General features: G+C 72.0%; 13 protein-coding genes. 8 read left to right on the top strand and 5 right to left on the bottom strand.

Translation table 11 applies throughout. From position 1 onward, the window contains the following. The first annotated feature begins 6 nt into the window (after positions 1-6). From atpD to WBQ80_RS04620, 4 genes are read left to right on the top strand one after another with little or no spacing between them, the layout of a single operon-like run. The gene (gene atpD / locus WBQ80_RS04635) at positions 7-1,464 is read left to right on the top strand and encodes a F0F1 ATP synthase subunit beta (RefSeq protein ID WP_336570621.1); all 1,458 of its coding nucleotides are present in this window, start codon (positions 7-9) and stop codon (positions 1,462-1,464) included. Positions 1,465-1,466: 2 nt separating this feature from the next. After that, positions 1,467-1,727, top strand: a complete 261-nt coding sequence (locus tag WBQ80_RS04630; RefSeq protein WP_336570622.1) for a F0F1 ATP synthase subunit epsilon — start codon at positions 1,467-1,469, stop codon at positions 1,725-1,727. Between the two features lie 10 nt (positions 1,728-1,737). Further along, positions 1,738-2,310, top strand: a complete 573-nt coding sequence (locus tag WBQ80_RS04625) for an AAA family ATPase (protein ID WP_336570623.1) — start codon at positions 1,738-1,740, stop codon at positions 2,308-2,310. Beyond that, positions 2,310-3,068 carry a YaaA family protein gene (locus WBQ80_RS04620; protein ID WP_336570624.1) on the top strand — a complete coding sequence of 253 codons (759 nt, stop codon included), beginning with the start codon at positions 2,310-2,312 and terminating at the stop codon, positions 3,066-3,068. Before WBQ80_RS04625 ends, WBQ80_RS04620 begins: the two co-directional genes overlap by 1 nt. A gap of 32 nt (positions 3,069-3,100) precedes the next feature. Here the strand turns inward: WBQ80_RS04620 and WBQ80_RS04615 are convergent, their stop codons facing one another. Then, on the bottom strand, positions 3,101-3,700 hold the full coding sequence (locus WBQ80_RS04615; RefSeq protein ID WP_336570625.1) for a DNA-3-methyladenine glycosylase I: 600 nt from the start codon (positions 3,698-3,700) through the stop codon (positions 3,101-3,103). Then, the gene (locus WBQ80_RS04610) at positions 3,697-4,188 is read right to left on the bottom strand and encodes a methylated-DNA--[protein]-cysteine S-methyltransferase (protein ID WP_336570626.1); all 492 of its coding nucleotides are present in this window, start codon (positions 4,186-4,188) and stop codon (positions 3,697-3,699) included. Before WBQ80_RS04610 ends, WBQ80_RS04615 begins: the two co-directional genes overlap by 4 nt. A gap of 198 nt (positions 4,189-4,386) precedes the next feature. Here WBQ80_RS04610 and WBQ80_RS04605 point away from each other — a divergent pair, with 198 nt between their 5' ends. Further along, positions 4,387-5,610 (top strand): DUF4192 family protein, encoded by a 1,224-nt coding sequence (locus WBQ80_RS04605; protein WP_336570627.1) that lies wholly within the window; start codon positions 4,387-4,389, stop codon positions 5,608-5,610. Here WBQ80_RS04605 and WBQ80_RS04600 read toward each other — a convergent pair. From WBQ80_RS04600 to WBQ80_RS04590, 3 genes are read right to left on the bottom strand one after another with little or no spacing between them, the layout of a single operon-like run. Beyond that, positions 5,597-7,048, bottom strand: a complete 1,452-nt coding sequence (locus WBQ80_RS04600) for an NAD(P)/FAD-dependent oxidoreductase (RefSeq protein ID WP_336570628.1) — start codon at positions 7,046-7,048, stop codon at positions 5,597-5,599. The genes WBQ80_RS04605 and WBQ80_RS04600 overlap by 14 nt on opposite strands. Continuing rightward, positions 7,048-8,520: an aspartate aminotransferase family protein gene (locus WBQ80_RS04595; protein ID WP_336570629.1), complete on the bottom strand. Its 1,473-nt coding sequence runs from the start codon at positions 8,518-8,520 to the stop codon at positions 7,048-7,050. Before WBQ80_RS04595 ends, WBQ80_RS04600 begins: the two co-directional genes overlap by 1 nt. A 27-nt stretch (positions 8,521-8,547) precedes the next feature. Continuing rightward, positions 8,548-9,030: an Lrp/AsnC family transcriptional regulator gene (locus WBQ80_RS04590; RefSeq protein ID WP_336570630.1), complete on the bottom strand. Its 483-nt coding sequence runs from the start codon at positions 9,028-9,030 to the stop codon at positions 8,548-8,550. A gap of 195 nt (positions 9,031-9,225) precedes the next feature. Between WBQ80_RS04590 and WBQ80_RS04585 the strand changes: the two genes are divergently transcribed. From WBQ80_RS04585 to WBQ80_RS04575, 3 genes are read left to right on the top strand one after another with little or no spacing between them, the layout of a single operon-like run. Next, a complete protein-coding gene (locus tag WBQ80_RS04585; RefSeq protein ID WP_442892663.1) occupies positions 9,226-10,656 on the top strand; it encodes a gamma-aminobutyraldehyde dehydrogenase in 1,431 nt (476 codons plus the stop codon). Between the two features lie 33 nt (positions 10,657-10,689). Next, entirely contained in the window at positions 10,690-11,805 is a 1,116-nt protein-coding gene (locus WBQ80_RS04580; RefSeq protein WP_336570631.1) for an FHA domain-containing protein, read from the top strand. A 25-nt stretch (positions 11,806-11,830) separates the two neighbouring features. Continuing rightward, positions 11,831-12,640 carry a PP2C family protein-serine/threonine phosphatase gene (locus WBQ80_RS04575; protein WP_336570632.1) on the top strand — a complete coding sequence of 270 codons (810 nt, stop codon included), beginning with the start codon at positions 11,831-11,833 and terminating at the stop codon, positions 12,638-12,640. Positions 12,641-12,715: the final 75 nt, after the last annotated feature.

The following is a 12,715-nucleotide window of genomic DNA, read 5'->3' as shown; positions in this document are numbered from 1 at the left end:
GAGAACATGACTGACACCGCAACCGCGCCGGTCCAGGACCGGACCGGCGCCGTCGGCCGCATCGCCCGCGTCACCGGCCCGGTCGTCGACATCGAGTTCCCGCACGACTCGATCCCCGAGATCTACAACGCCCTCACCACGACGATCACGATCGGCGAGGACTCCACCGACATCACGCTCGAGGTCGCTCAGCACCTCGGTGACGACCTGGTGCGCGCCATCGCGCTGAAGCCCACCGACGGTCTCGTCCGCGGCCAGGAGGTCCACGACACCGGCGAGGCGATCTCGGTGCCCGTCGGCGACGTCACCAAGGGCAAGGTCTTCAACGTCATCGGCGAAGTGCTGAACGGCGAGCCCGGCGAGCAGATCGAGGTCACCGAGCGGTGGCCCATCCACCGCAAGCCGCCGAGCTTCGACCAGCTCGAGTCCAAGACGCAGCTGTTCGAGACCGGCATCAAGGTCATCGACCTGCTCACCCCGTACGTGCTGGGTGGCAAGATCGGCCTCTTCGGCGGTGCGGGCGTCGGCAAGACGGTCCTCATCCAGGAGATGATCCAGCGCGTCGCACAGGACCACGGCGGCGTCTCGGTGTTCGCCGGAGTCGGCGAGCGCACGCGAGAGGGCAACGACCTCATCCACGAGATGGAGGAGGCGGGCGTCTTCGACAAGACGGCCCTCGTCTTCGGTCAGATGGACGAGCCGCCCGGGACGCGCCTGCGCGTCGCACTCTCGGCGCTGACCATGGCGGAGTACTTCCGCGACGTTCAGAAGCAGGACGTGCTGCTGTTCATCGACAACATCTTCCGCTTCACGCAGGCGGGCTCCGAGGTGTCGACGCTGCTCGGCCGCATGCCCTCCGCGGTGGGTTACCAGCCGAACCTGGCCGACGAGATGGGCATCCTGCAGGAGCGCATCACGTCGACCCGCGGCCACTCGATCACCTCGCTGCAGGCGATCTACGTGCCGGCCGACGACTACACCGACCCGGCGCCCGCGACGACGTTCGCGCACCTCGACGCGACCACCGAGCTCTCCCGCGAGATCGCGTCGAAGGGCCTCTACCCCGCGGTCGACCCGCTGACGTCGACCTCGCGCATCCTCGACCCGCGTTACCTGGGCGAGGACCACTACCGGGTGGCGACGACGGTCAAGCAGATCCTCCAGAAGAACAAGGAGCTGCAGGAGATCATCGCGATCCTCGGTGTCGACGAGCTCTCCGAGGAGGACAAGATCACGGTGTCGCGTGCGCGCCGGATCCAGCAGTTCCTCTCGCAGAACACCTACATGGCCAAGAAGTTCACGGGCGTCGAGGGATCGACCGTTCCGCTGAAGGACACGATCGAGTCGTTCGACGCGATCGCGCGCGGCGACTTCGACCACGTCGCCGAGCAGGCCTTCTTCAACGTCGGTCCGATCACCGACGTCGAGGAGAAGTGGGCGAAGATCCAGAAGGAGAACGGCTGATCATGGCCGCCCTCAACGTGAGCGTCGTCTCGGCCGACCAGGAAGTCTGGTCGGGCGAGGCGGCCATGGTGGTGGCGCGCACCGTCGAAGGCGAGATCGGCATCCTGCCGGGTCACGAGCCGATGCTCGCGATCCTCGCCGGCGGCGAGGTGCGCGTCACCCTGCCCGGCGGTGAGAAGATCACCGCCAACGCGGAGGACGGGTTCCTCTCCGTGCAGTCCGACGCCGTGCAGGTCGTGGCCTCGCACGCCGCGCTCGCCTGAGAGGCGACGGATGCCGGGGGAGCAGCCGTTCGACCGCCAGTTCGGTGACCTCAGCGTCACCCAGCTCATCGTGATGGCCGGGCTGCCGGGTGCGGGCAAGTCGACGATCGGCGAGATCGTCGGCGCCCGCCTCGGCGCCACGGTCGTCTCCGTCGACCCGATCGAGTCCGCGATCCTGAAGGCGGGCATCGACGCCGACCAGCCGACCGGACTGGCGGCCTACCTCGTCGCCGAGCAGATCGCCGAGAAGGAGCTCGAGTCGGGCCGCACGGTGATCGTCGACGCCGTGAACGCTGCGGAGTCCGCTCGCCTGCAGTGGCGCGACCTCGCCGAGCGCAGCGACGTCCGACTCCGGGTGATCGAGGTCGTCTGCTCCGACGAGGCGTTGCACCGTGCTCGGCTCGAGAAGCGCGAACGCAACCTCCCGCATCTCGACGAGACCACGTGGCGGGCGGTCGAGCAGAGCCTCGAGGGGTACGCGCCCTGGACGGGACCCTCCTCGGCGCTCCCGCGGGTCACCATCGACAGCGCGCAGCCGCTGGGCGTGAACGTCGACGCGGCCCTCGCCTTCATCGCGGCGTAGTGCTCGTCCTGCTTCCGCCCTCCGAGACCAAGCGCGACGGAGGCACCTCCGCGCCGCTCGAGCTCGGCGAACTCTCGTTCCCGGAACTCGCCGAGCCGCGTGCGACCGTCGTCGCGGCCGTGCGGTCGCTCGCGGACGACCCGGATGCCATGATGCGGGCACTCAAGCTCGGGCCACGCCAGGCCGGCGAGGTGCAGCGCAACCGGTCGCTGCTCGCATCGCCGACCATGGCTGCGGTCGACCGATACACGGGCGTCCTCTTCGACGCGCTCGATGCACCGAGCCTCGACGCGGCGGCGCGCGGTTGGGCCGCCGCCCACCTCTCGGTGCACTCGGCCCTGTTCGGGCTCGTGGGGGCGCTCGACGCGATTCCGGCCTACCGGCTCTCGCACGACTCGCGTCTGCCTGGTCTCCGCCTGAAGACGGTCTGGCGTGGTGCGGTCTCGCAGCGGCTGGACGACCAGGAGGGCCTGATCATCGACCTCCGTTCAGAGGGGTACGCCGACCTCGGTCCGGCCCCGTCACGCGAGGACTCGGTCTACGTGCGCGTCGTCTCGGCCGATGGGCAGGGTCGCCGGCGCGCGCTGAACCACTTCAACAAGCGGGCGAAGGGCCTGTTCGCTCGCGCGCTCCTCGAGGATCGGCCGGACCTCGGGGACCGCGACGACCTGACGGATTGGGCCCGAGGCGCGGGCTTCGCGCTCGTCCCGCGGCCCGCCGACCCCGCACGGCCGGGCGAGCTGGAACTCGTGGCCTGACCGCCTGACGGGCGATGGGCGGCCCGGTGCGGTCACTCCGCGACCGCACTCGCCGTCGGGGAGCGGAAGCAGCCGACCACGTGATCGTCGACCATGCCCGTCGCCTGCATGAGCGCGTACATGGTCGTCGGCCCCACGAATCGGAACCCCTCGGAGCGGAGCGCGCGGCTCATCGCCGTCGACTCGGCGGTCACGGCCGGCACCTCGGCGAACGACCTCGGTGGGAGGTCCCGACGAGGCGGGGCGAACGACCAGAGGAAGCGGTCGAGTGGCTCGTGGAGCGCGAGGGTGGCCCGGGCGTTCGAGATGGTCGCCTCGATCTTGCCCCGATGGCGGATGATCCGCGGGTCCTGCAGGAGACGTTCGACGTCGGCCTCGCCCATCTCGGCGACGCGAGCCGGATCGAAGCCGTGGAACACCTCGCGGAATGCGGGGCGCCGGCGCAGGATGGTGATCCACGACAGTCCCGCCTGGAACCCCTCGAGGCACAGCTTCTCGTAGAGCCGGTCCGGGTCGTCCTGGGGCACGCCCCATTCCTCGTCGTGGTAGCGCCGGTACTCGGCGTCGGCGGCGCCCCAGGAGCATCGCCGGAGGCCGTCGTCGCCCAGCACCGCGTCGGGCGCAGCCGTCACGCGGCGAACCCGATGCGCTCGTGTGCCAGCAGCCAGACCTTGGTCGGCACGCCCTCGCCGCCCGAGTAGCCGGTGATGCGGCCGTCGGAGGCGAGCACGCGGTGGCATCCCACGATGATCGGCACGGGGTTCGCGCCGACGGCGCCGCCGATGGCGCGTGCGGAGCCCGGCCGCCCGACCGCGACGGCGAGGGCGCCGTACGAGGTCGCCTCGCCCCATCCGAGGCGGCCGAGCTCGGCCCAGACGGCCTGCTGGAACGGCGTGCCGACGAGGCGCACGGGGATCTCGAAGTCGGTGCGGGCGCCGGCGAAGTACTCGACGAGCTGCTCGCGAGCGGTCTCGAGCAGGGCGCTCGGGCGCTCGGGCTCGTCGTCGTGGGGCAGCGCGCCGTCTCGTTCCATGGTGAGCGAGGTGACGTGGGTGTCGTCGGCCTGCAGTTCGATGCGCCCGACGGGGCTGTCGAAGCGGAGGAGGTACGGGGTGTCCATGAGTCGAGGCTAGCCGCGGCATCCGTCATCGACTGGCGGGAATCGGACACTGCGCGAAGGGAGCACGCCGCGCGCGGCCGGGGAGGAGCGGTCGGGTGCGGGCGAGCACTCCTCCTCCCCAGGCGACGTCCCACGGCGGCTGCCCGCTTCGGCGCGGGCGGGCCGCGGGACCGCGGTCCGTGGGTGGACGCTGGACGCATGACGACGATCATCCGCGCCGAAGCGGCGCACGACTTCCTCGCCCTCGTCCCCGCGCTCGTCGGGTACCGCCCGTCGAGTTCGGTCCTGTGCGTGGCGTTCACGGGCAATCGCACCGGCGGCGTCCTCAGGCACGACCTGCCGGTCGACCCCGAGGGGAGTGAGGCGATCGTCTCGGCCGTCGTCGGCACCATGTGCCGGCTGGCCGCGGTCGACGCGGTCGTTCCGATCGTCTACACCGACGGGCGGTTCGACGGCGGAGCCATGCCGCACCGGGCGCTGCTCGAGGCGCTCGTGAGGCGGGCCGAGGACGCGGGCTTCCTCGTCCGCGACGCGCTCTGCGTCGCCGCCGACGCGTGGGGGTCGCTCCTCGACGACGAGCTGCCCCCGGGCGGCCGGTCGCTGGAGCTGGTCGAGCGGAGCGAGGTCGCGTCCGGCGCGGAGGCGCTCGGGCGGCCGGTCGCGTCCCCGACGGACCTCGTGCGACTGCCCGACCCCGACCCCGTCCTCGCGCGCGAGATCGAGCGCCTCCTCGGGGCGCTGGGCGACCGGGACGCGGACGCGGTCGATCGGTCTCACGGTCACGAGCCACGGCCGGACGTCCTCGACGAGCTGGAGCGGGAACTGGGCGACGGGCTCGACCCCGTCGTCGCCGCCGAGCACCTGGCCCGGAGCGTCGACCGGTCGCCCGAGCGGCTCGCCTGGCTGGTGCACCTGCTCGGTCGCCCCCTCTTCCGCGACGCCATGCTGCTGCAGGTCGCCTTCGGCGCGGTGGTCGGCGAACTGGCGCTGGACTCGGCGGAGGAGGCCGCGGAGCGGGCGCGCGACTGCGGACTGACCCTCGATGAGTCGATGCGCCACGAGCTCAGCGCATCCGAGGCGGAGTCGGTCGACGGCTTCCTCACCCGGCTGCTGCTCGGCCAGGCGACCGCGCGACCCGACCACGAGCGGATCTGCCGCGCACTGGACACGCTCGTCATCGCGATCGCCAATTCGCCGCGCCGTCATCGGGCCGGCGCGCTGTGCGTCGCGTCGTGGCTCTCGTGGGCCCTCGGGCGGGGCTCGGCGGCGGGCGCCCTCGTCGACCTGGCGCTCGACGGCGACCCCGAGCACGGGATGTCGCAGATCCTGGCTCGCTTCTACAGCGCGGGCACGCTCCCCGAGTGGGCCTTCCAGCCGCCGACGGCGGGATCCCCGCTGGAGGGAGGGATCAGTGCCCCGTGAACGGCCCGATCATCCGCGCCACGAGCGAGGGGCGGCGCGTCAGGCGCTCCTCCGCGTCGGCGATCGACATCCCCGTGATCCCGAGGTTGGCGAGCACCCAGCGGATCGGCTCGGGTTCCCACAGGGGCGAACGATGGTTCGCCCACGGGAGCTCGGTCGATTCCGTCGTCCGGCCGAGCACCAGGTCGGCCAGTGTGCGTCCGGCGAGGTTCGTGGTCGACAGGCCGTCGCCGACGTACCCGCCGGCGAATCCGACGCCGGTGCGCGGGTTGTAGCTCACGGTCGCGTGCCAATCGCGCGCGATCCCGAGCGGGCCGCCCCAGCGGTGGGTGACCGCGGCGTCCCCGACCGCCGGGAAGAGCTCGCCGAGCGCACGCCGCAAGTGGGCGAAGACAGCGTCCGACCGCTCGAAGCCGGGGTCGAGGCGGCTCCCGAAGTGGTAGTGCGCCCCCCGGCCGCCGAACGCGAATCGGTTGTCGGCCGTACGCTGCCCGTAGACGAGGAGGTGACGGTAGTCGCTGAAGGTCTGGCCGTGTGCGATCCCGATCTCGTCCCACACCGCGTCCGACAGGGGCTCGGTCGCGATCATCAGCGAGTAGATCGGCAGGATGCGCCGACGAACGCGGGGGAGTCCGGGACCGTACCCCTCCGTGGCGACGATGACGTGCCGCGCCGTGACCGTCCCCTCGGCGCCGCTGCCGTCGAGTGCGCGGAACCGGACGCGACCGGCCGCGAAGTCGACCACCTCGGTGCGCTCGAACAGCGCCACGCCCCGAGCCTCCACGACCCGGGCGAGGCCCCGGACCAGCTTCGCCGGGTGGACGCGCGCGGTGGCCGGATCGAACACCGCCGCGGGCGCGGCGCCGTCCAGCCCGACCGCGCCGAAGCGACGCGAGACGTCGTCCGCACCCCAGTACTCGAAGGCGTCGACGCCGAACGCCCCGGCCTCCGCGACGTCCGCCCGGGCGGCCGCGCGCTGCACGTCGTCGCGGGCGAACAGCACGGTGCCGCCCTGGTCGAAGTCGCAGTCGATGCCCTCGGCCCCGACCACGCGCCCGACCTCGTCGACGGTGTCGATCATGGCTCGGCGCATGGCGACGGCCGCCTCGCGGCCGTGCAGGCGTTCGAGCGAGGCCGCCGAACGCGGGAACAGCGCAGAACACCAGCCGCCGTTCCGACCCGACGCGCCGAACCCCGCGATCTCGCGCTCGAGCACGGCGATCCTGAGTCCGGGGTCGGCCGCGACGAGCGCGTACGCCGTCCACAGCGCGGTGAGGCCGCCGCCGATCAGGCAGACGTCGAAGCGCGCGTCCGCCCGGAGGGCCGTGCGCGGACGGAGGTCGTCCAGTCCGCGCACGGCCAGGTCGTCGAGCCAGAAGCTCGCTTCCCGGTACGTCGCCTGCGTGGCACCCGTGGGCTCGGAACGCCGCGCCGGCATCAGACGCGCGCGGGCACCAGCAGGTGCTCCCCGCCGTGACGGTGATCCTTGAACTCGGCCGCACGGCTCGACGCCTCGGTGAGCACGCCCCGCAGGATCTGCTCGATCTCGCGGAACTCGGGGACGCCGATGGTGAGCGGCGGCGCGAGCTGGATGACGGGGTCGCCGCGGTCGTCGGCGCGGCAGTACAGGCCCGCGTCGAACAGCGCCTTCGAGAGGAAGCCGCGCAGGAGCTGCTCCGACTCCTCGTCGTTGAAGGTCTCGCGAGTCGCCTTGTCCTTCACGAGCTCGATGCCGAAGAAGTACCCGTCGCCGCGCACGTCGCCGACGATCGGCAGGTCGAGGAGCTTCTCCAGCTCGGCTCGGAACAGCGGCGAGTTCTCGCGGACGCGCTCGTTGAGCCGCTCCTCCTCGAAGATGTCGAGGTTGGCGAGCGCCACGGCGGCCGAGACCGGGTGACCGCCGAAGGTGTAGCCGTGGTAGAACGACGTGGTCCCGGTCTTGAACGGCTCGTAGATCCGCTCCGAGACGATCGTCGCGCCGATGGGCGAGTAGCCGGAGGTCATGCCCTTGGCGCACGTGATCATGTCGGGCACGTAGCCGTAGGCGTCGCACGCGAACATGTGGCCGATGCGGCCGAACGCGCAGATGACCTCGTCGGAGACGAGCAGCACGTCGTACTGGTCGCAGATCTCGCGCACGCGCTGGAAGTAGCCGGGAGGCGGCGGGAAGCAGCCGCCCGAGTTCTGGACCGGCTCCAGGAAGACGGCGGCCACGGTCTCGGGCCCCTCGAACAGGATCATCTCCTCGATCCGGTTCGCGGCCCAGATGCCGAAGGCCTCGGGGTCGTCGGCGGGAGCCCCGACGTCCGCGGCGCGGTAGAAGTTCGTGTTCGGCACGCGGAACCCGCCCGGGGTGAGCGGCTCGAACATGGCCTTCATCGCCGGGATGCCGGTGATCGCGAGGGCGCCCTGCGGCGTGCCGTGGTAGGCCACGGCCCGCGAGATCACCTTGTGCTTGGTCGGCTGGCCCTTGAGCTTCCAGTAGTACTTCGCGAGCTTGAACGCCGTCTCGACCGCCTCGCCTCCGCCGGTGGAGAAGAACACCCGGTTCAGGTCGCCCGGGGCGTACTCGGCGAGCCGGTCGGCGAGCTCGATCGCGGCGGGGTGCGCGTACGACCAGATCGGGAAGAAGGCGAGCTCCTCGGCCTGCTTCGCCGCCACCTCGGCCAGGCGGCGTCGCCCGTGCCCCGCGTTCACGACGAACAGCCCGGAGAGGCCGTCGAAGTACTTCCGCCCGTGGATGTCGTAGATGTGGTGCCCCTCACCGCGCGTGATGATGGGCACGCCGTGCTCCTCCATCGTGGACTGGCGCGCGAAGTGCATCCAGAGGTGGTCCTTCGCCTTCTGCTGCAGCGCGGCGTCGTCGAAGCCGGCCGTGCCGAGGCCCGGTACTGCATCGAGGGTGGTCATCGGGATCTCCTTCCGGGCGGCCCGCGATCAGCGGGTGCCCCAGTTGTAGAACTGCTTCTGCAGCTTGAGGTAGACGAACGTCTCGGTGGTCTGGACGCCGTCGAGGTTGCGGATGCGCGAGTTCAGCAGCGTGATCAACTGGTCGTCGTTCTCGCACACGACCTCGGCCATGAGGTCGAAGCTGCCCGCCGTGAGCACCACGTAGTCGATCTCGGGGATGTCCGCGAGCGCCTCCGCGAGCGCCCGCGTGTCGCCGGTGGCGCGGATGCCGATCATCGCCTGCCGCGTGAAGCCGAGCTGCATCGGGTCGGTCACCGCGACGATCTGCATGACGCCCGCCTCGGTGAGGCGCTGCACGCGCTGGCGCACGGCGGCCTCCGACAGGCCGACCGCCTTGCCGATGTCGGCGTAGGAGCGGCGGCCGTCGGCCTGGAGCTGCTCGATGATCGCCTTGGAGACGTCGTCGAGTTGCACCGGGCGAGGGTTGAGCGCGCGATTGCCGTTCGACATGCGTCCGATCATGACAGTCGGGCGCACCGATCACAAGCGATTCCGTCGATCAGTGCCCGAATCGCAACGGATTCCATCGTGAACGCCCTTCCGCTCGCGGCGCCCGCATGGCACCATGGTCGGCATCGCGAGCGACCGCGCACGCGCCCGCCGGGGCCCGAGCGCGCCATCCGCCCCAGCCCACCGGAGGACCCCGTGCCCGAGACCCTGCGCAACTTCATCGGCAACGAGTACGTCGATGCCCGAGGCGACGACGCGCTCGACCTCGTCGACCCCGCGACCGAGGAGGTGTACGGACGCGCGCCGATCTCGAACGCGGCCGACATCGACGCGGCCTACGCCGCCGCCGCGGGCGCGTTCGACACCTGGGGGCGGACGACCCCGGCCGAGCGCCAGCTCGCGCTGTTCCGGCTCGCCGAGGCCATGGAGACTCGCGCCGACGAGTTCGCCGACCTCGAATCGCAGGACACCGGCAAGCCCAGGGCCACGCTGGTCGCCGACGAGATCATGCAGTCCGTCGACCAGCTCCGCTTCTTCGCCGGCGCCGCTCGGAACCTCGAGGGCCGGTCCGCCGGGGAGTACCTCGCCGGCCACACCTCGTTCGTGCGCCGCGAGCCGATCGGCGTCATCGGTCAGGTCGCGCCGTGGAACTACCCCCTCAACATGGCCGTCTGGAAGGTGGCCCCCGCGATCGCGGCGGGCAACACCGTCGTGCTGAAGCCGTCGGACACGACTCCGCTCGCCACGCTGAAGCTCGCCGAGGTCGCGGCCGAGTTCCTGCCCGCGGGCGTGCTCAACGTCGTCACCGGAGACCGGGGCACCGGCGCCGCCCTGCTGCAGCACCCGACGCCCGAGATGGTGGCCATCACCGGCTCGGTGCGCGCGGGCATGGAGGTCGCCCGCGCCGCGGCATCCGACCTGAAGCGCGTGCACCTCGAGCTGGGCGGCAAGGCGCCCGCGATCGTGTTCGACGACGTCGACCTCGAGCATGCGGCCGACGGCATCGTCGCCGCCGCCTACTTCAACGCCGGCCAGGACTGCACGGCCGCGACCCGGGTGCTCGTGCACGAGTCGGTGCACGACGAGCTGGTCACCGTCCTCGCCGAGCGGGCCCGGACGAACGCGCGGACCGGCGGACCCCGAGAGGACGGCGTGTTCTACGGCCCGCTCAACAACCCGACCCAGCTCGCCAACGTCTCGGGCGTCATCGAGCGACTCCCGGACCACGCCGACATCGCGACCGGCGGACGCCGGCAGGGCGAACGCGGCTACTTCTGGGAGGCGACCGTCGTCACGGGCCTCCGCCAGGAGGACGAGGCCGTCCAGCGCGAGATCTTCGGACCGGTCCTCACCGTGCAGTCGTTCCGCGAGGAGCGCGAGGCGATCGCGATGGCCAACGGCGTCGACTACGCGCTCGCCGCATCGGTGTGGACCCGCGACCACGGCCGCGCGATGCGATTCGCCAGGGACCTCGACTTCGGGTGCGTCTGGATCAACACCCACATCCCGTTCGTCTCCGACATGCCGCACGGCGGGTTCAAGCACTCCGGATACGGCAAGGACCTCTCGCAGTACGGGTTCGAGGACTACACGCGCGTCAAGCACGTGATGAGCTTCCTCGGCTGACCGACGGCGCCGCGGGGTGGGAGACTGGTCGGCATGGTCGACGGGGCAGTGCGCAGCAGGCTCGACCCCGAGGCGCCCCAATGGGACGTCGTGGTCGGCGCGCGCTTCATCGCCGCCCTGGCGGCGCCGGCGCCCGACCGCGTGACGAGCGCGGTCGCCGACCTCGCCGGGGACGACGACGTCGAGGTCGAGGACCTCGTCGCCCGCATCCCCATGGGGGACGCGGGCATCGAGGACCTCGCGCTCGTCTGGTGGGCGCGCGGAGGCGACCCGATCACGGCACTGGTCCGCGGCCGGGCGGTCGTCGACCTCGCGTCGCCCGGCGGATCGCGTCGCCTCGACGCGCGGGGGATCACGCCCTGGCACCTCGCGGAGTTCTCGGCCGTCACGCGCCTGCGGATCGCCGCCGCGGGCTCGCCGCTCGAGGCCGTGCGGCACGCCGCCGTTGCCGGCGAGGCGGTGCCGTCGCGACGCGCGTCGTTCCGAGCCGCCGCCGTCGAATGGGCCTGGCGCGAGCTGCCCGACCGCGCGGACCCGTACGCGCTCGACGCCGACACCGTGCTCGCGCGCCGACCGCCGCTCGACGGGGCGGCCGAACCCGACACCGTGCGATCGATGCGGCACGCGCCGCCGACCGCGCCCATGCCGATCCTCGACGACGCCGACACCGTGCGCTCCGCCCCCCGGTCCGGGTCGACGAGCACGGTGCGCGTCCCGCGGCCCGAGCTCGTCATCGAGGACGACACCATCGCCGCGCGCGACGCCGACGACCCGGGCGACACCCTCGAGCTGCCGATCCCCGCCAGCGCCTTCCGCGTCGTCGGCGGCCCGGCGGGCGTCATCGACCGCCCCGTCGTGTTCGGCCGCAGCCCCAGTGCGCCGCGGATGCCGGACGGAGCGGTCGAGCTCGTGCGCGTCGACTCGCCGGCGGAGGTCGTCTCGGCGACCCACCTCGAGCTCCGGCGCGAGGGCGGCCGGGTCGTCGCCACCGACCTCCGTTCCACCAACGGGACCATCGTCACCTCGGCCGCGGGCGTCCGGCGGCTGCGACCGGGGGAGTCGGTCGTGGTCACGGCGGGCACGACGCTCCAGCTCGGAGGGGATACGATCGTCGAGATCCTCCCCGACCTCGGAGGCATCGACGCATGACCTCCACCGGACAGGGGCGGACCAGGTGACGCAGATCGGCAACGGCAACAGCCGCCACCGGGTCGCGCTGCCGGACGGCACCGAGGTCACGCTCTCGTGGGCCGCGGCCACCGACACGGGCCTGCGCCGCGCGGTCAACGAGGACAGCTTCGTCGCACAGGCGCCGCTCTTCGCCGTGGCCGACGGGATGGGCGGTCACGCCGCGGGCGACTTCGCGAGCGCCGCGGTCGTCACCCGGCTCGCCGAGCACGGCGGCAAGGCCGCCATCGGCACGTCCGACATCGACGCCGCGCTGCAGCTCGCCGTCCAGGACATGGGCCGCGGCGCGGGCGTCACCGACGAGGGCAGCGGCACGACGGTCACGGGCATCGCGCTCGGCGTCATCGGCGACCAGCCGGCCTGGATCGTGTTCAACATCGGCGACTCCCGCGTCTACCGGCTCGTCGGAGGGGTCCTCGAGCAGCTGACCGTCGACCACTCGATCGTGCAGGAGCTCGTCGACGCCGGCCAGATCTCGCGCGAGGAGGCCGACACCCATCCGCACTCGAACGTGATCACGCGGGCCGTCGGCTTCCACGAGGCCCCCATCCCCGACTACCGCGCCATCGCGCTCGAGGAGGGGATGCGACTGCTCGTCTGCTCCGACGGCCTGACCAAGGAGCTCACCTCCTACGGGATCCGGCACTTCCTGATCTCCGGGCGGCGGCCCGAGCAGGCCGTCCGCCAGCTCGTCGAAGCGGCCGTCGGCAACGGCGGACGCGACAACATCACGGTCGTCGTGGTCGACGTGCTGCGGGTGGAGCGGCCCGCGCGGGGCGAGCCGGACCCGTCCTGACCCACCGCGCCACGTGCGATCCGCGGACCTACAATGGGGCGATGCACCGGGCGCGAGCCGCGCACCGGAGATGCT

Source organism: Agromyces sp. CCNWLW213 (assembly GCF_037199545.1).
In the GTDB taxonomy this organism is placed as follows: Bacteria; Actinomycetota; Actinomycetes; order Actinomycetales; family Microbacteriaceae; genus Agromyces.
This window is presented reverse-complemented; position numbering and strand designations above follow the sequence as displayed.